Here is a 17,156-nt window from a genome sequence, read left to right on the forward strand (position 1 = left end):
CGGCCGCCTACTTCTGCGGGGCCAGCTCGGGTCCGAGCGAGGAGAACTTCTCGTTCGAGACGACCCGCCGGGGCGGCCAGGTGATGTTGTTCGGCGGCCACTTCTGCCCGGTCTTCTTCAGGAACCAGGCCGGCGGCTCGTACATGGGCGGCTCATAGCCGTCCGGCAGGGCCGTCTTCCACTCGACGTCCTTGGTGCGCTGCTTGAACTCGTCCTTGAGGGCCTTGAGCCGCTCGGGCTGCGTGATCAGGTCGACCGCAGTCGCCGCCAGGTACTTCGCGGCGGCGATCACCGCGGCCTGACCGGGCGCCGCGGCGGCACACGCCGCGGTGGACCAGGTGTGGAACTTGCCGCCGATCGGGGCGAGAGCGGCGCCCATCGACACGGTCGGCACGTTCCAGCTGATGTCGGCGACGTCCGTCGAACCGCCACCCAGGAAAACGGGGTTGGGCGGGGTCAGTTCGGCGACCTTGTCGTGCATGCCGACCTCCGCGAGCCCCAGGGACTTCTGCAGGTCCTTCGCCAGCTGGTGCGCCTCGGCGGTGAACGCGGGCGGGCCGATCTGCCGCATGTTGTCGTACAGCAGTTCCGCGGCAGCCTTGTTGGGCAGCTGGTTCCAGCAGGCGGAGGTGATGCGGTGCTGCACCTTCGTCTGCGAGGCCTTGGCGGCGGCCTCGGATATCGCGATCACCTTGTCCAGCAGCACCTGAACGCGGGCCGTGCTGCCCTCGCGCACGTAGTAGGAGATCTCGGCGATCTCCGGGGTCACGTTCGGGATGTCGCCGCCGTTGTTGATGACCCAGTGCAGGCGCGCGGCCGGAGCCATGTTCTCCTCGCGCAGGAACTCCGACATCGTCGCCATCATCACGGCGGCGTCGAGCGCCGACTTGTTGCCCAGCGGGGTGCCGCCGTGGCCCGCGACACCGAGGAACGTGAAGGTGACCGCGGTCATGGCGTTGCTGGTGCCCCAACCGGTGGCGTTGGCAGTGGAGGGGTGCCAGTCGAGGAACGCGTCGAGCCCGTCGTACACGCCCCTGCTGACGGCGTACGTCTTGCCGATCAGCGCCTCCTCGGCCGTGGAGCCGAAGAACTTCACCGTGACCGGCAGCTTGTGCTTCTTCGCGGCCTGCGCGACGGCTGCCGCCGCTGCCGCCGCCGCGGTACCGAGGGCGCTGTGCCCACAGCCGTGGCCCGGCCCGTAGCTCGGGGAGAAGGGGTCGTGGATGTACTCGCGCGGATCGTGGTGGCCGACACCCTTGTTCTGGGAGAGCCCGGGCAGCGCGTCGTACTCGCCGCTGAAGCCGAGGACCGGGCCGCCGTTGCCGTACGAGAAGGTCGCCGTGAACGCCGTCGGGAAGCCGGCCGTGCCGAACTTGACGTCGAATCCCGCCTTCTCTAGGAATCCGGCCTCGGCGACCGAGGAGTTCCATTCGCGCAGCGACAGCTCCGCGTGCTCCCAGATCTCCTCGTTCAGGCCCGTGATGCGGGAGGAGTTGGAGGTGATCCAGCCGAGGGCGGAGGCCTTCGCCGGGCTGTCCTCGGCGAGGCCCTCGGGTGCCTTGTACGCACCGGCCTCCTCGACGATGGAGTCGGCGGCCGCGGCCATCGCCGGGTCTGCCTCGGCGGTCATGGCGGCGGTCACTCCGGCCGCGCCGAGCAGTTGCATGATGCGGCGCCTGCTGAGCTGCGGGCCGGCGGCGGTCTGGGTCGTCCCGTGCTCATGCTCATGCTCGTGCTGGTCATGCAGGTCACACACGCGCGTACCTCCGGGGGTGAGGTTTCCGTGTACAGGCCAAACGATCAGGATCAGGCGCAACATTGGCCCCGGAACATTGCCCCGTCAACATCCGTGCATGACAAAGCTGTTACGCACCGGACATGGATAACTGCGCGCGGCGACGCCTGCGGGGGCGTCAACAGGCCCCGGAACGACGGAAAACCGACGGTGCGGAGGGCACACGTCGGAGGTGAAAGGAGAGGTACGGCGGCGCAGAGGTGACGGGATGTACGGCGGCGCACCGGGAGCGGGGAGGGTGCGGCTCACATGCCGTGTCAGCGCCGTTTCAGAGTGCCGGGCGGCCCGATGGGGAGAGCGGTGCCGGGGCGGCAGGAGATTTCTGTCCCGCGTCAGGCGAGCACACCTGGGCGACGCCGCGTGCCGTGGGGATGACGGTCGCGGAGATCGCGGCGCCGTGCCGGTACGGCATGGTCGCCTGAGCGCGGGATCGGGCTGTGCCGGATATGACCGCCTGTCAGCGGCGGCCGCCGAACAGCGAGCGGCGCAGTCGGCGCAGCGGTGCGAAGAGTGAGACCCGGCTCACTCGCGCGCCCCTGCTGCTGCGCTCGTGCGCGAGGTCACGCGAGGTGAGCTCACGCATCAGCGACGTCGCCTCGGCCACCTCGCGCTGCGGGACGGCGGGACCGCCCAGCACCGAGAGGTGGCGGTCGAGACGCGAGCTGGTCGCGCTGCTCCCGCAGGTGATCGCAGGCACACGTGGCCTGCTGCGCACTGTTATCTGTTCCATGTCACTCCCCACCCGTACGAGGGCACCCGGCCCGGGCAGGTTAACCCTATCGCCCCGTCGTGACACTCGTGTATCCCGGTCGCAGGATTCACCTCCCCTATAAGGAGGTTGACGATTACTCACCGAATCCAACTGATTCCAGGGCGACTTGGACATGGCGGGCAGGAACGGGCACGTCCGGAACGTGGGCGATCTCACGGACACTGGGCTAGCTTTGTGGAGAATCGCACCGCTACGGATGGGGGTCGCCCGTGAGCGAGAATCCGGGCCGTCGAGAGACCGGTGAAGCGCGTGTGATCGCGGGGCGCTACCGGCTGCTGAGCCCCCTGGGCGAGGGCGGCATGGGCACCGTCTGGCGCGCCCGCGACGAGGTCCTGGGCCGTGAGGTCGCCGTCAAGGAGGTGCGCGCCCCGGCCGGGCTCCCGACGAGCGAGGTCGACCGGATGTACGCGCGCCTGGAGCGGGAGGCCTGGGCCGCGGCCCGTATCTCGCACCGGAACGTGGTCACCGTGTACGACGTGGCGACCGAGGAGGGCCGCCCCTGGATCGTGATGGAACTGGTGCGCGGACTCTCCCTGTCCGACCTCCTGGACGCCGAGGGACCGCTGCCCCCGCGGCGCGCGGCGCACATCGGGGCCGAGGTGGTCTCCGCGCTGCGCGCCGCGCACGAGGCGGGCGTCCTGCACCGGGACGTGAAGCCGGGCAACGTACTCATCGCGAACGACGGACGCATCGTCCTGACGGACTTCGGAATCGCCATGGTCGAGGGCAGTTCGGCGCTCACGATGACCGGCGAGGTGGTCGGCTCGCCCGAATTCCTCGCTCCGGAAAGGGCGTTGGGGCGCACGCCGGGCCCCGAGTCCGATCTGTGGTCGCTCGGGGTCCTGCTGTACGCGGCCGTCGAGGGGCAGTCGCCGTTCCGGCAGGAGACACCGCTGAGCACACTGCGGGCGGTCGTGGACGAGGAACTGCCGCCGGCCCACCGCGCGGGCCCGCTGGCGCCCGTCATCGAAGGGCTGCTGCGCAAGGATCCGGCCGAGCGGACGTCGGCGGCCGACGCCGAGCGCGATCTGCGGCTGGTGGGCGCGGGTGGCACGCCCCGCGCCGGTACTGTCCTGGCGTCCCCGGAGTCGACGCCGACGCAGACGTCGTGGCAGGGAACGCCGCCGGCTCCTGCTTCTGCCGGATTCGCCTCGGGGCAAGGCGCGACGCCCTCCCCGGATCCGGCCACGACGCATCCGGAACGCCCCCGCCGCTCCGTCGCCGTCCTGCTGGCCGGTGTCGTGGCGCTGCTTTTGGCGCTCGGCGGTCTCACGTACGCGCTGATGAACCGGGGTGACGGGAGCGACAACTCCGGCGACGACAACTCAAGTTCCGGCGGAAGCACCTCCAGTGCCCCGCGCAGCCCGTCGGACGGTGATTCGAAGGGTGGCGGAGCAGGATCGCCCAGCGGGAACGACGCCAGCAGCAAGGGCGCCGGCGGAGGGCACTCGACGCCGCCGCAGCAGTCCGTGCGCGTCAGCGTCTCGGCGGTGCGCGGGAGTTACAGCGGTACCTGCCCACCGCCGGGTGGGGAGGCTCCGGCCTTCAGGGCGACCTTCACGGTGGGGCGCGTGCCCGTCGACGTTCAGTACCGCTGGGTGACGGAGAGCGGCGAGTCGAGCGACCCGGGGTGGAAGACGCTCAGCTTCGCGTCCGGCGGCCCGAAGACCAGGTCGGTCGACCATGTCGAGACGGGCTACACGGACGGGGCCACGCTCCACAACCAGGTGAGTGTGGAGGTGCGCGCCCCCGTCCGTGCCACGTCGAACTCGGTGACGTACGCGGTGACGTGCAAGACGGAGTCCCCTACGGGCGGGCCCTCTCCCTCGCCGTCATCGTCGTACTAGGTGAGCGGACGTACAGGCGGTACTCGAAGTACTAGGCGGCCGCGCTGAACACGGGGAGGTAGCCGCCGGACTGGCCGGCCGCGGTGGGGTGGTAGGACACGCTGGGGTCCAGCCAGTTGACGCTGTGCAGCCAGGCGCTGCCCGAGCAGATCTCGTGACCGGTGAAGGTCGAGGTCACGTTGCCGAACGCGAAGCCGTGGTCGGCGGCACGCTTGGCGGTGGTGGAGTTGATCAGGTCGGCCGCGCTGTTGATCGCGGCGCGCTCGGTCTCGGTCAGGCCCGCGACGCAGGAGCCGTTGAGCTGGTAGAAGCGCGGGTAGCCGAGGACGACGACATGGGCGGCGGGTGCCCTCGCGGTGATCTCGGAGTACACCGAGTCGAGCTGGCCGGGCAGGGTGTTCTGGACGTACGCCTTGGCCTCGTTGACGCGAGCGACACAGGTCGACTCGGACTGCAGGACACAGGTGGTCATGACGTCCGCGAAGCCCGCGTCGTTGCCGCCGATCGACAGCGAGACGAGGCCGGTGCCGGGGCCGAGCGGGCCCAGCTGTCCGGAGAGGACATCACCTGTACGAGCGCCCGAGCAGGCGGTGAAGCTGAAGCTCGAGGGTGAGTGGGCGGCCGCCCAGAGTGCGGGATAGGCCTTCGTGCTGCGCTTGCAGGAGCCGCTGGAGCTGTCGTAGCTGCCGGCACCCACGCCGGACGAGTACGAGTCGCCGAGGGCCACATAGCCCGTGGCCGCCGCCTGTTCGGACGCCTGGGCCGCTGTCGCTCCGGTGAGGGCGACGCCGACCGCGAAGAGGATTGAGGTCACGTACGCCGTAATTCGGAAACGTCTCATGAAAACCTCCTTTAGCGGGATCTCTGCCACAACTGTGGTAGCACGCCCCACAGTTCACGGGAAGTGTCCATGTCAACCTTTTTCCGTACGCCTCATGAGAGTTCGCCCGGCGTTCGATTGCAGGTACATGTCAGGCTTATGACATACCCTCAACTTCCTTGCGCTACGCCCGTAGACCGGCCCATCCCAACTGCACCTGTGTGAACGTGAGTTCCCCCGTGACACACCAGGTCTCCGGGGAACGTGCGTATGACATCTGCACGCTCTCTCCGCACCTTGACTGGGGCCCCGGGACTGCGCGACATTGAAGCCCGGCATCCGGCGCTTCGGGGGGCAAAGTCGCCAATGCAGACCATCGGCATCAAGCCACCGACATCAGACAGAGCACCGTCACCTGCGCAGTGGGGACGCAGCAGGGACGTATCACCCCTGGCAGCAGGGATGGCCGCCGCCGTCGCAGGGGTCGGCGCGGTCCTGGCGCTCGCGGACATCTCGTCGCCGCTGCGCGGCCCGTCGACGCTCTTCTTCCTGCTCGCGGCGCCGGGCGCCGCGATCGGTTCGGCGCTGCGCGGACTCGATCCGTGGGGCCGCTGGATCTCCGCCGTCGCGGGAGCGGTCGCGCTCGACCTGCTCGTGGCCGAGACGATGCTCGCCACGCACCGCTGGTCGGTGACCGGCGGGGTCGTCACGATCGCGGTGATCAGCGTCGTCGGCCTCCTCGCACCCATGATCCCCGCGCGGCGGCTGCTCGGCCGCGCACCGGGAAGGCGGGACTCCTGACGTGGACATCACCCTGCACCGGCCCGGTGAGCTGACCGCCGCCGACCGGGCCGCCTGGACTGCCATGCAGTCCAAAGCGCATCTGCACGGCACGCCCGAGCTGGCGAACCCTTTCCTCTCACCCGAGTTCACCCTCGCGATGGGCCGCTGCCGGCGCGGGGTGCGGATCGCCGTCGTGCGCGAGGACGGCGAACCCGCGGCGTTCTTCCCGTTCCAGAGAACCGCGACCGGCGTCGGCAGAGCCGTCGGCCTCGGCGTCTCCGACAGTCAGGGCCTGGTACACAGACCCGGCTTCGAGTGGAACGCCCGCGACCTGCTGCGAGCCTGCCGGCTCTCGGTATGGGAGTTCGACCACCTGGCGGGAGGCCAGGAGCCGTTCGAGGCGGAGGCCTCCGGCAGCTTCCCTTCCCCGGTCATGGACGTCGACCAGGGGTACGAGACGTATCTGCGTCTACTGCGTGAGCGGTCGCCGAAGTTCACCAGGACGACGCTGGCCAAGGACCGCAAGCTGAGCCGGGACGCCGGCGAGGTGCGCTACGTGCACGACGAGCGCGACCCGCGGGCCCTGGCGACACTGATGGAGTGGAAGTCGGCCCAGTACCGCAGGACCGGCCGCAGCGATCGCTTCGCGCACGCCTGGATCACCCGCCTCACGCAGCAGCTCTTCCACACCTCTTCGGAGCCGTTCGCCGGGATCCTGTCGGTCCTGTACGCGGGCGGGCAGCCGGTCGCCGCGCACTTCGGACTCCGCTCGGAGCGCGTGCTCGCCTGCTGGTTCCCGGCCTACGACCCGGCGTTCGCGAAGTTCTCACCCGGGCTGATCCTGCATCTGCGCATGGCCGAGGCGGCCGCCGCCGACGGCATCGCCTATCTGGATCTCGGGCGCGGCCAGAAGGAATACAAGGACTCCCTCAAGACACGGGAACTGACCGTGCACGAGGGTTGGGTGACGCGCCGCCATCCGGTCGCTCTCGGACACCGTGCGCGCCGCGCTCCGGTCCGGGCACTGCGTAACACCGTGCTGTCCCGGCCCGAGTTCTTCGAGCCGGCCGACAAACTCCTGAAACGGATGGGGAAAATCCGTTCGGGGAGTTAAGGGCCAGAGTCAGGTAAAGGTCAAAACAACAGAAAAGTGAGGCCTGGATACAGGTCTTGCCATACAGTCTCAATCATCAATACCGTCGTACATCCACCCGCATCGGACCATCAACGCAATAGCGATCTAGGGGAGGGCTCAAGATCGCGATGGTCTGGCGCGGGGCGCGGTAGGGGGGTGCCGTGCTCGGTGACCGAAATTCAGCCGAGTCGCGTGCCGCGTGGCCGATTTAGTCGATCGGTCTATTTAGCCAGCTCACCCGGCCTGTACAGAGCTCCATTTGTCATGGCCGTAAGTGAGAACCCCCCTTTCGAACCGGACAGACAACCGGACCGCCCGGGGGCGGGCGGTCCACCGGACGAGAGGGACCAGACTCATGAGTTCTTTTGTGCGTCCTGCGATACCCAGCCAGTACAGGGCGATCTCGACCCATCTCGCGATTGCGCCGCCGGTGAGCGTCGTGATCCCCGCCATGAATGAGGCGGAAAATCTTCCGTACGTCTTCAAGACCCTTCCCGACTGGATCCACGAAGTGGTTCTCGTCGACGGGAATTCCACCGACAACACGGTGGAAGTCGCCCGCGAACTGTGGCCCGACGTGGTCGTCGTCCCGCAGCGCGGCAAGGGCAAGGGCGACGCCCTGATCACCGGCTTCGAGGCGTGCACCGGGGACATCATCGTGATGGTCGACGCGGACGGTTCCGCGGACGGCCAGGAGATCGTCTCCTACGTCTCCGCCCTGGTCTCGGGCGCCGACTTCGCCAAGGGCTCCCGCTTCGCCAACGGCGGTGGCACCGACGACATGACGCCGATCCGCAAGCTCGGCAACTGGGCGCTGTGCACGGTCGTCAACAAGAAGTTCGGCGCCCGCTACACCGACCTCTGCTACGGCTACAACGCGTTCTGGAGGCACTGCCTGGACCAGATCGACCTCGACTGCACCGGCTTCGAGGTCGAGACCCTGATGAACATCCGGGTCGTCAAGGCCGGCCTCAAGGTCCAGGAGATCCCGAGCCACGAGTATCTGCGGATCCATGGCGCGAGCAATCTGCGGGCCGTGCGGGACGGGCTCCGGGTCCTCAAGGTGATCCTCAGGGAGCGCTCGACCCGGCGCGCCCAACGCCGCCGCCGGACGCAGGCGACCATGCTCAACACGGGCCGGGGAGAGGTGTCTTGAGCGCTCACGCCCCGCACGGCGGCGTGTCCGTCGTGATCTGCGTCTACACCGAGGACCGCTGGGAGGACATCCTCGCGGCGGTGTCCTCGGTGCGGGCGCAGTCGCTGCCGGCGCTCGAGACGCTGCTGGTGGTCGACCACAATCCGGCTCTCCTGGAGCGTCTGGGCAAGGAGTTCAAGGAGTCCGAAGACGTCCGTGTGCTCGCCAACGCGGGCCCCCGCGGCCTGTCCGCGGGACGCAACACGGGCATCGCCGTCTCGCGCGGCGGGATCATCGCGTTCCTCGACGACGACGCGGTCGCGGAGCGGGACTGGCTGCGTCACTTCGCCGCCGGTTACGACGATCCCCTGGTCATGGCGGTGGGCGGCCGCACGGAACCCGTCTGGGCCTCGGGCCGCCGCCCCGCGTGGTTCCCCGAGGAGTTCGACTGGGTCGTCGGCTGTACGTACAAGGGGCTGCCGCGCGGGAAGGTGCGGGTGCGCAACGTGCTCGGCGGGAACGCCTCGTTCCGGCGGTCCGCGTTCGACGCGGCGGGCGGCTTCGCGACGGGCATCGGCCGCGACGGCGACAAGCGGCCGCTCGGCTGCGAGGAGACGGAGCTGTGCATCCGGCTCACCCGCGCCAGGCCGGAGGCGGTGCTCCTGATCGACGACCGGGCGGTGATCCACCACCGGGTCCCCTCGGGCCGCGAGCGCTTCGCCTACTTCCGCACCCGGGCGTACGCCGAGGGGCTTTCCAAGGCGCTGGTCGCGCAGAGCGTGGGAGCGGACAAGGGCCTCGAGTCCGAGCGGCGCTACGCCACGCGGGTCCTGCCGGCCGGAGTGGCGCGCGGGGTACGGGACTTCGTCCTGGCGCGGCCGGGGGGCGCGGGGCGGGCCGGGGCGATCGTGGCCGGAGTCCTCACGACGGCCGGCGGGTACGCGCTCGGCAGTTTCCGGGCGCGCAGGACGGGCGCGACGTTCTCGGTCGTGGAGATCGGGGCCGCCGAGGGGGGTGGTGGGCCGTCATGAGCACGCCCGTGCCCATCCTCATGTACCACTCGGTGGCGCGTGAGCCGAACGACGCGACGCGTGAGCTGTCGGTGACGCCCGAGGCGTTCGCCGAACAGCTCGCGGCCGTCGCCGACCTCGGCCTCACTCCCCTGACGACCGCCGAACTCGCCGCGATCTGGCGCTCCCCGGGGCGCGCCCTGCCCGAGCGGCCCGTCCTCATCACCTTCGACGACGGCTACGAGGGCGTGCACCGCCACGCGCTCCCCGTCCTCGCCAAGCACGGCTTCCCGTCGACGCTGTTCGTGTCGACGGGCTGGCTGCGCGGGGCGTACGACACCGGGGGCGGGCTCGACACGATGCTCGGCTGGGACGAGGTGCGCGCGCTCGCCGGTGCCGGGACGGAGATCGGCGGGCACAGCCACACGCATCCACAGCTCGACCAGCTCGACGACGACGCGCTCGGGTTCGAGCTGCTGCGCTGCAAGGAGATCGTCGCCGACGAACTCGGCGCGGTGCCCATGTCGTTCGCGTATCCGTACGGCTACTCCAGCCGGCGGGTGCGCGCCGCCGTGCGCGGGGCCGGGTTCGCCCAGTCCCTCGCGGTCGGCAACGGCCTGGCCCGGCGGCGGCAGGGGCCGTACGCCCTCCAGCGCGTCACCGTGCGCCGCGCCACCGGTATCGAGGAGTTCACACGGCTCGTGGAGGGCCGCGCGATCGCCCGCAACTTCGCCAGGGACCGTGCCCTCACCAAGGGCTACGCCCTCGTCCGCAGAGCCCGACAGGTCCGCCGGAAGGCAATCCGAACCCGTGTCTGACACGACCACTGCCCAGGCCGCCACGACCACACCCACGACCGAGCCCCAGCAGCCGGCCGGCCGCAAACTGCGGCTGCCCGGCATGGGCAAGGGCGGCAAGGGCAACAAGGACGGCATGGGGTCGGGGGGCGGGAACCAGCTGTTCCGCAACGCCTATGCCCTGATGCTCAACACCGGCATCTCCGGAGTGCTCGGCGTCGGCTTCTGGCTCGCCGCCGCCCGCTACTACTCGGCGGACTCCGTGGGCCAGGGCTCGGCGGCCATCGCGGCGATGAAGTTCCTCGCGGGGCTGACCGCGGTGACCCTGACGGGCGCGCTGGCCCGCTTCATCCCGATCGCGGGGCGGCGCACCGGCAGTTTCATCTTCCGCACGTACGCGGGGAGTTCACTCGCCGTCGCGTGCGCGGCGCTGGTCTTCCTGCTGACGCTGGACGTCTGGGGGCCGTCGTACCGGTTCCTGCACGGGCCGGTCAACGGGCTCGGGTTCATCGCCGCCGTGGTCGCCTGGTCGCTGCTCACGCTCCAGGACGGCGTGCTGACCGGGCTGCGCAGCGCGCTGTGGGTGCCGGTCGGCAACACCGTCTTCTCCACGGTCAAGCTGGGCCTGCTGATCGCGTTCGCCGTGGCGATCCCCACGACCGGCGTCTTCGTGTCGTGGGTCGTGGCCATCGCGACGTCCGTGATCCCCCTGGGCTGGCTGGTGTTCCGGCGCCTGGTGCCGCGGCACGTCGAGCTCACGGCGCACCGGACGAACCCGCCGACGCTGCGCGAGGTGGGCCGCTTCCTGGCGGGCGACTACACGGGCTCCCTGTTCTCGCTCGCCGTCGTCTATCTCGTCCCGGTCCTGATCGCCTCACAGGTCAGTTCCGCCGACAACGCGTACTTCTACATCACCACCACCATCGGCGGCACCGTCAACCTGCTCGCCATCAACATGGGCGCCTCACTGACAGTGGAGGGCTCGCACGACCCCGCGCAGCTCGCGGCGAACACCCGGGCCGCGCTGCGCCGGATGGCGCGGATCATGCTGCCGATCTGCGGGCTGCTGTTCCTCGCGGCGCCGCTGGTGCTGCACGTCTTCGGCGACGACTACGCACACGCGGCGACGCCACTGCTGCGCTGGTTCGCGGTCGGCGCGGCCCTGCGCGTGGTCATGGAGACGTACTTCGCGGTGCTGCGCGCGCAGAGCCGGACGGCCGGACTCGCCTGGCTGCAGGGCCTGTTGTGCGTCCTGGTCCTCGGTCTGACGCTGCTCCTCCTGCCCCGGATGGGCCTGACGGGTGCGGGCGTCGCGGAGATCTCCAGCCTGGCCGTGATCGTGGCGCTCGCCGCGCCGAAGCTGTACCGCATCGTGCGGACCGCTCCCCCGGCGCCGGCCGTCGTGGCGGCCCCGGACGGCGATCTGGCCGACCTCGGCACTCCGGACGTGACCACGGGGGCCAAGCGGCAGGGTCCCGGGCAGGTGCTGCGCGGCACGCTCGACTCCGACACACTGCACCTCGCGGTGCAGCTCAATCTGGACCATCAGGAGCGGCGCCCCGACGTGCGGCCGGGGCCCGCTACACCCGCGCACGGGACGCCGGCGGCGGGGGGCGGGGAGGACGACATGGGGCACCGGCCGACCTGGGCGCTGAAGTCCCCACCGCCACCGGCGCCGAGACCGTCCGCCGAGCCGGACCCGGAGCCGGCCTCTGCCACATCCGAAACTTCTGCCACGTCGGAGGCTTCTGACACCTCAGGCATCGCTGGCACCTCAGGCATCGAAGGCACCTCTGACACCTCAGGCACCTTTGACACCGCAGTTCTCGCCCCGCCTGCCACGCCCATACCCGCACCCGCACCCCGGACCCTGCGGGACCGGCTCGCACTGCTGAGCCCGCGCGTCGTCGTCCTGGCGCTGCTGCTCGTCGCCGCGCTCGGGCTGTACTGGGGACCCGTGCTGGGCCTGGGCGACGGCGATCTCGACGCGATGGGCGGGCTCGGGCTCATCTCGGTGCTGCCGCCCGCGACGCTGCTCGGCGCGGCGCTCCTGATCGGTGTGTTCGCGTCCCTCCTGTGGCTCGAACGCCCGCACAAATGGCTTCTGTTGCTGACCCTGCTCGCCACGGTCGTCTCGCTGCACGCCCTGCCCGCCGTGATCGAGGCCGAGCCGCGGTTCGCGACGGCATGGCAGCACCTGGGCTTCATGGAGTACATCGACAGGACCGGCTCGGCGGTGCCCGACCTGGACGCGCGCTGGAGCTGGCCGGGGTTCTTCGCCGCCGCGACGTTCGTCGCCAAGGCGTGCGGTGTCACGGACATGACCGAGGTCATCCGCTGGTGGCCGCTCGCCATGCAACTGCTCTACCTGGCACCGATGTTCCTGCTGACGCGCTCGATGCGGGCGAGCTGGCGCGCCCGCTGGACCGGGCTGTGGATCTTCGTGCTCAGCGGCTGGGTCGGCCAGGACTACTTCTCCCCGCAGGGCTTCACGTACCTCCTCTACCTGGCCTTCGTCGCCATCCTGCTGGTGTGGTTCCGGGCGCCGCGGGTGCTGTGGACCAAGCGGCGGCCCGGCGAGCTGGAGGTCGAGCCCACCGACCGACGCCAGCGAGCGGTGCTGCTGCTCGTCCTGATCGGCCTGTTCGCGGCGACGGTCCCGGCCCACCAGCTCACCCCGTTCGTGATGCTCGGGGTCCTCGCGGTCCTGGTGCTCGTGGGCCGCTCCGAGCTGCGCGGCCTGCCGATCCTGTTCGCGGTCCTGGTCGCCGTCTGGGTCTCGTTCCTCGCGGAACCGTACTGGTCAGGCCACTTCGACGAGCTGTTCGGCGGGCTCGGCGGCGTCGGCGGCAATGTGTCGTCGTCGGTCTCCGGGCGTATCCAGGGCGGCAGTTCGGCCCACAAACTCGTCCTCTACGCACGCGTGCTGCTCGCCGGCGGTGTGATGGCGTTCGCGTGCTGGGGCTGGTGGCGGCGGCGCGACGCCAAGTACCGGGAGCGCTCCCTCCTCGTCCTCACGTTCGTCCCGTTCCTGGGCTTCGGCATGCAGTCGTACGGCGGCGAGATGGCGCTGCGCGTCTTCATGTTCGCGCTGCCGGGCGCCGCGCTGCTCGCCGGGCTCGCGCTGTTCCCACGCACCGGGATCACCGCGAAGGAGCGCGACCGCGACCGGGTGAGCCTCGCGCCGCTCGCCGCGCTGCTGGCCGGCCTGATCCTGATGGGCGGCTTCCTCGTGGCGCGCTGGGGCAACGAGCCGTTCGAACGGATCAGGCCGGGCGAGGTCGCGGCGATGGACTACGTCTACGCGCACGACGACCCGACGGTCCGCCTCCTGTGGATGAGCAACGACACCGTCGACAACGTCACGCCCGCGATGCCGTGGGGCACGCGTGACATGGAGAAGGTGCAGTACGTTCCCACGCTCGCGCCCGTCGACCCCGTCCTCGTCTCCAGCCTGGTGAAGGCGCTCAAGGACGCGGGCCCGAACTCGTACCTCATGATCAACAAGAGTCAGGTCGTCTATCTGCAGATGGACGTCGGCTACTCGAAGACCTGGGAGACGCGGCTCATCCGCAACCTCGACGACCGCCAGGAGCTGACGAAGGTCCTCGTCAACGGCGACGTCACGATGTACACGCTGCGCAAGCAGCCGAGCGGTGAGGTCCCGAAGGCCGAGCCAGGGCCGATCGGCCCGCAGATCACCTGGACCCCGTGGTCCGTGGTGGGCGGGCTCGCGGCCGTCGCCCTGGTGCTGCTGCTCGGGGCGCGCGAGATCGTGCGGGTGGCGGTGCGGCCGAGTGTGCGGCAGCTGCGCTGGCTGCAGAGCAGCTTCTGGTTCTCGCTGCCGCTGCTCGCGGTGCTGCTCGCGTCCATCGTCCAGAGGTTCCTGACGATGGCGTAGGCCCTGCGGGTCTCAAGTAGGCCCTGTGGCGCTCAAGAACAGTCGGTGGCTCGGGCGGACTACTTCCGCTCGAGCCACTTCACTTCGTAGGCACCCATCTCGAACCGCTTCCCGTCGACCTTCGCGCTGATCTTCCGGTTCAGGGTGTTCACCACGACGACCGTCCTGTCGTCGGCGAGCACCCGCACGTTCGGGACGTCGTCCGCGGCCACCGGCACCGTCTCGTACTCGGTGCCGGGCGGGAACGCCTTGTGGAAGCGGGAGATCAGGTCGTACATGGGTAGTTTCGCGCCGCCGTCGCCCGACTGCGTGGGCGTCCACAGGCAGCCGGCGCACGTCGTGCCTGTCTTCTCCTCCGGGTTCCAGTAGAAGCCGGAGGACGCGCCGCCCTTGGCCATCGCGACGAGGCCGGACGCCTGGACGGCGACGCGGTGCGGCTCGCTCCAGCCCTTGCGGTCGTCGTTCCGGTCACCGGGCTCCACGTAGTACTCGGCCCACCACAGGGGCAGGTCACGGGTCTGCTGCTCCACCCACTTGCCGACGGCGGTGAGCTTGTCCGTGGCTTTGAACTCGTCGGGCAGCAGCTCGTCGTCGACGGTGTAGCTGGAGCCGTCGACGACGACGAAGTCGGCGCCCGCCTTGTTCTTGTTCCAGTAGTCGAAGGCGTCGAGGACACGTCGGTCCATGCTGCCCCAGGGCCCCTTCACGTCCGCCGACGCGTTCTCGGTCTGGCGCGGGTCGACGCTGTCCATCACCAGGTAGGGCCCGCCGACCATGATGTCCTTGTCGACCTTCTTGAGGGCCTTGTAGACGAGGTTGTACAGCTCCGTGTAGCCCTCGTAGTCCCAGCGCTGCTTCCCGTTGTTCCAGAAGCCCTTGAACTCGTTCCACACGATGAAGTGGCGCACGTCCGGGTAACGCTTGGCGACCGTCGCGGCGAGCGCGGCGAAGTCCTTGAAGTGCGCCCGGTCGGGCGCGGTCTCCAGGGACTGCCGGCTCCAGTCCGTGTTGTCGACCCCCGCCTTCCCGCCCTTCATCCAGTCCGGGGAACAGCACAGGGTGACGACGGGGGTGCCGCCCGACTTCCTGATGAAGTCGATCCGGCGGTCCATCTCGTCGAAGTCGTAACGGCCCTTGACCGGCTCGGGGTTCCCGGCGCCCCAGCCCATGATGTGCTGGATCTGCGGAACCCCCTGGCCGGAGAGCGTGTCCTCGACCCGCCGCGTCGCGCCGTCGTCTCCCTCGTCCGCGCTGTACTGGGTGTGCGTGAAGCCCCACCCGACCGCGGGCCCCAGCTGCGCGGGCGGGTCGGACGGGGAGCCGTGCACCTTGTCACCCGCACTCGTGGTGCCGCTGTCGTCGGCACGGTCGTCCGGCAGTGTGCTGATCACCGTCAGCACCAGGGCCAGAACGGCCATCCCCACGCCGAGCAGAGCGGTGAGCCGCCACCGCCCCGCCCCCGAAACCCACCCATGACGTCCCATCAAGGGCAAGAGTAACTACGGTCGTTCGCGGAGGGACAGACTCCGCTGCGACAGGGTTGTAACGGCGCACGGGCGTCGGCCGCCGGGCGGGCAAGCGTGTGACGCGCTGCGGAAATCCCGTGCGGGAGCGCCGTGCGTGGCGGATCATGGCGGCATGTCTGCGAACCCACACGACGCGCTGCCGATCCGGCTCAACGTCGACGACAGCGACTCTCCGGCCGACGTCGTCGACGCGCTGTTCCTCGGCCGTTTCGCGACGGGCGAGCAGCCGCACTCGCACGCGGCGAACATCGACCGGGTGCGGTCGGGGGCCACCCTCCTGCCGCCCGACGCGGTGGTCCTGCGCTCCGCATGCGACGACGACCGCAGCGCGACGCTCGCCGAGGGCGACGGCTGGACCGTCCTCGTCTCCCGCTGGAACAGGGGCGCCGACGTCACGGTGACGGCGACCACCGCGGAGCTCGCCGAGAAGGTGCTCGGGCAGGCCACGGACGGCGCCGCCGACGAGCCCGAACCCCAGCCGGAGAACGTGACGATGGGGTTCTGGTACGTCTCGCCCCGGCGCGGACCGCACCGCACCACGCGGCAGATCTCGGCCGGTACGTGGGACGAGGTGCGGGAGAACTACACGGCGCCGGTGGCCGGGGCCATGGACCAGCTGATGAAGACGACCCCGGAGGACATCGCGGGCCGGCTGCTCCTGCTGCACGGACCGCCCGGCACGGGCAAGACGTCCGCGCTGCGCACGCTGGCCCGGTCGTGGCGTGACTGGTGCCAGGTGGACTGCGTACTGGACCCGGAGCGACTGTTCTCCGACGTCGGCTACCTCATGGACATCGCGATCGGCGAGGACGACGGCACGGCGAAGGGTCGCTGGCGCCTCCTCCTCCTGGAGGACTGCGACGAGCTCATCCGCGGCGAGGCCAAGCACACGGCGGGGCAGGCGCTCTCACGCCTGCTCAACCTGACGGACGGCCTGCTCGGGCAGGGGCGGAACGTGCTGGTCGGCGTCACGACGAACGAGGACCTGGAGCGCCTCCACCCGGCGGTCGTGCGCCCCGGCCGCTGCCTGGCCCGTATCGAGGTGGGCCCCCTCACCCACCGCGAGTCGGTGGACTGGCTCGGCGGCGAGGAGGGCGTGGGCCGCGAGGGCGCGACACTGGCCGAGCTGTACGCGCTGCGCCGCGGCACCAGCCCGGCGTCGGTCCCGGACCAGCGCGATTCGGCGGACGCGGGGCTGTACCTGTAGCGCTCAGGACCTGGATGCCCGGGGCTGCCGCCCGGTCACCCCTTGTCGCCGTACGACGCCCGCAGCGCGTCCCGTACGGCGGCGAGCGCCTGCGACTCGGAGAGGCCGAGGCGGTGGGCCCGTTCCGCGAACACGGCGGCCGCCGCCGAGGCCTCCCGGGCCGAGGCATCACCCGCGGCGGCGACAAACGTGCCGTTGCGGCCGCGCGTCTCGATCACGCCGTCCGACTCGAGCGCCCGATACGCCTTGGCCACCGTGTTCGCGGCCAGGCCGAGCGTCTCGGCGAGCCCGCGTACCGTCGGCAGTTTGTAGCCGACGGGCAGGGTCCCGGAGAGGGCCTGTCCGGCGATCTGGGCCCGTACTTGTTCGTAGGGCGCCGTCGCCGCGCCCGCATCGATGTCGATCTTCAAGGTCACGGGCCGATTGTC

General features: G+C 70.2%; 13 protein-coding genes. 8 read left to right on the top strand and 5 right to left on the bottom strand.

Annotation, left to right across the window (positions count from 1 at the left end):
• Nucleotides 1–7: 7 nt before the first annotated feature.
• Together ACWFR4_RS11525 and ACWFR4_RS11530 are read right to left on the bottom strand one after the other, a co-directional pair.
• Nucleotides 8–1,756, bottom strand: a complete 1,749-nt coding sequence (locus ACWFR4_RS11525) for an amidohydrolase (RefSeq protein ID WP_453652091.1) — start codon at nt 1,754–1,756, stop codon at nt 8–10.
• Nucleotides 1,757–2,252: 496 nt separating this feature from the next.
• On the bottom strand, nt 2,253–2,525 hold the full coding sequence (locus ACWFR4_RS11530; RefSeq protein ID WP_453462851.1) for a hypothetical protein: 273 nt from the start codon (nt 2,523–2,525) through the stop codon (nt 2,253–2,255).
• A 341-nt stretch (nt 2,526–2,866) separates the two neighbouring features.
• On the opposite strand from ACWFR4_RS11530, the gene ACWFR4_RS11535 reads away from it, so the two are divergent.
• Entirely contained in the window at nt 2,867–4,414 is a 1,548-nt protein-coding gene (locus tag ACWFR4_RS11535; protein WP_453652173.1) for a protein kinase domain-containing protein, read from the top strand.
• 31 nt (nt 4,415–4,445) lie between these two features.
• On the opposite strand, the gene ACWFR4_RS11540 is transcribed toward ACWFR4_RS11535, so the two are convergent.
• Nucleotides 4,446–5,255 carry an SGNH/GDSL hydrolase family protein gene (locus tag ACWFR4_RS11540; protein WP_453462848.1) on the bottom strand — a complete coding sequence of 270 codons (810 nt, stop codon included), beginning with the start codon at nt 5,253–5,255 and terminating at the stop codon, nt 4,446–4,448.
• Between the two features lie 441 nt (nt 5,256–5,696).
• Here ACWFR4_RS11540 and ACWFR4_RS11545 point away from each other — a divergent pair, with 441 nt between their 5' ends.
• The 6 genes from ACWFR4_RS11545 to ACWFR4_RS11570 all read left to right on the top strand — a co-directional run bounded on the left by ACWFR4_RS11545 (nt 5,697) and on the right by ACWFR4_RS11570 (nt 13,995).
• A complete protein-coding gene (locus ACWFR4_RS11545) occupies nt 5,697–6,035 on the top strand; it encodes a hypothetical protein (RefSeq protein ID WP_453462845.1) in 339 nt (112 codons plus the stop codon).
• Nucleotide 6,036: 1 nt separating this feature from the next.
• Nucleotides 6,037–7,131, top strand: a complete 1,095-nt coding sequence (locus ACWFR4_RS11550; RefSeq protein WP_453462842.1) for a GNAT family N-acetyltransferase — start codon at nt 6,037–6,039, stop codon at nt 7,129–7,131.
• A 376-nt stretch (nt 7,132–7,507) separates the two neighbouring features.
• Complete coding sequence (locus ACWFR4_RS11555) at nt 7,508–8,308, top strand: glycosyltransferase family 2 protein (RefSeq protein ID WP_453462839.1); 801 nt, start codon at nt 7,508–7,510, stop codon at nt 8,306–8,308.
• The gene (locus ACWFR4_RS11560; RefSeq protein WP_453462836.1) at nt 8,305–9,318 is read left to right on the top strand and encodes a glycosyltransferase family 2 protein; all 1,014 of its coding nucleotides are present in this window, start codon (nt 8,305–8,307) and stop codon (nt 9,316–9,318) included. Before ACWFR4_RS11555 ends, ACWFR4_RS11560 begins: the two co-directional genes overlap by 4 nt.
• Entirely contained in the window at nt 9,315–10,115 is an 801-nt protein-coding gene (locus ACWFR4_RS11565) for a polysaccharide deacetylase family protein (protein ID WP_453652093.1), read from the top strand. The genes ACWFR4_RS11560 and ACWFR4_RS11565 overlap by 4 nt, the downstream gene beginning before the upstream one ends.
• On the top strand, nt 10,108–13,995 hold the full coding sequence (locus tag ACWFR4_RS11570; protein WP_453652095.1) for a lipopolysaccharide biosynthesis protein: 3,888 nt from the start codon (nt 10,108–10,110) through the stop codon (nt 13,993–13,995). The genes ACWFR4_RS11565 and ACWFR4_RS11570 overlap by 8 nt, the downstream gene beginning before the upstream one ends.
• Before the next feature lie 59 nt (nt 13,996–14,054).
• Here the strand turns inward: ACWFR4_RS11570 and ACWFR4_RS11575 are convergent, their stop codons facing one another.
• Nucleotides 14,055–15,479 (bottom strand): GH39 family glycosyl hydrolase, encoded by a 1,425-nt coding sequence (locus ACWFR4_RS11575; RefSeq protein WP_453652097.1) that lies wholly within the window; start codon nt 15,477–15,479, stop codon nt 14,055–14,057.
• Between the two features lie 154 nt (nt 15,480–15,633).
• Between ACWFR4_RS11575 and ACWFR4_RS11580 the strand changes: the two genes are divergently transcribed.
• On the top strand, nt 15,634–16,728 hold the full coding sequence (locus ACWFR4_RS11580; RefSeq protein ID WP_453462824.1) for a DUF5925 domain-containing protein: 1,095 nt from the start codon (nt 15,634–15,636) through the stop codon (nt 16,726–16,728).
• A gap of 35 nt (nt 16,729–16,763) precedes the next feature.
• On the opposite strand, the gene ACWFR4_RS11585 is transcribed toward ACWFR4_RS11580, so the two are convergent.
• Nucleotides 16,764–17,144 (bottom strand): GntR family transcriptional regulator, encoded by a 381-nt coding sequence (locus ACWFR4_RS11585; protein WP_453462821.1) that lies wholly within the window; start codon nt 17,142–17,144, stop codon nt 16,764–16,766.
• Nucleotides 17,145–17,156 lie beyond the last annotated feature (12 nt).

The sequence above is a fragment of the Streptomyces sp. NPDC055140 genome (assembly GCF_053607285.1).

What these genes read in the sequence shown, in the direction of transcription:
- ACWFR4_RS11530 (WP_453462851.1), bottom strand. Translation starts at nt 2,525, where the DNA reads ATGGAACAGATAACAGTGCGCAGCAGGCCACGTGTGCCTGCGATCACC.
- ACWFR4_RS11535 (WP_453652173.1), top strand. Translation starts at nt 2,867, where the DNA reads ATGGGCACCGTCTGGCGCGCCCGCGACGAGGTCCTGGGCCGTGAGGTC.
- ACWFR4_RS11540 (WP_453462848.1), bottom strand. Translation starts at nt 5,255, where the DNA reads ATGAGACGTTTCCGAATTACGGCGTACGTGACCTCAATCCTCTTCGCG.
- ACWFR4_RS11545 (WP_453462845.1), top strand. Translation starts at nt 5,697, where the DNA reads ATGGCCGCCGCCGTCGCAGGGGTCGGCGCGGTCCTGGCGCTCGCGGAC.
- ACWFR4_RS11555 (WP_453462839.1), top strand. Translation starts at nt 7,508, where the DNA reads ATGAGTTCTTTTGTGCGTCCTGCGATACCCAGCCAGTACAGGGCGATC.
- ACWFR4_RS11565 (WP_453652093.1), top strand. Translation starts at nt 9,315, where the DNA reads ATGAGCACGCCCGTGCCCATCCTCATGTACCACTCGGTGGCGCGTGAG.
- ACWFR4_RS11575 (WP_453652097.1), bottom strand. Translation starts at nt 15,479, where the DNA reads ATGGGACGTCATGGGTGGGTTTCGGGGGCGGGGCGGTGGCGGCTCACC.
- ACWFR4_RS11580 (WP_453462824.1), top strand. Translation starts at nt 15,634, where the DNA reads ATGTCTGCGAACCCACACGACGCGCTGCCGATCCGGCTCAACGTCGAC.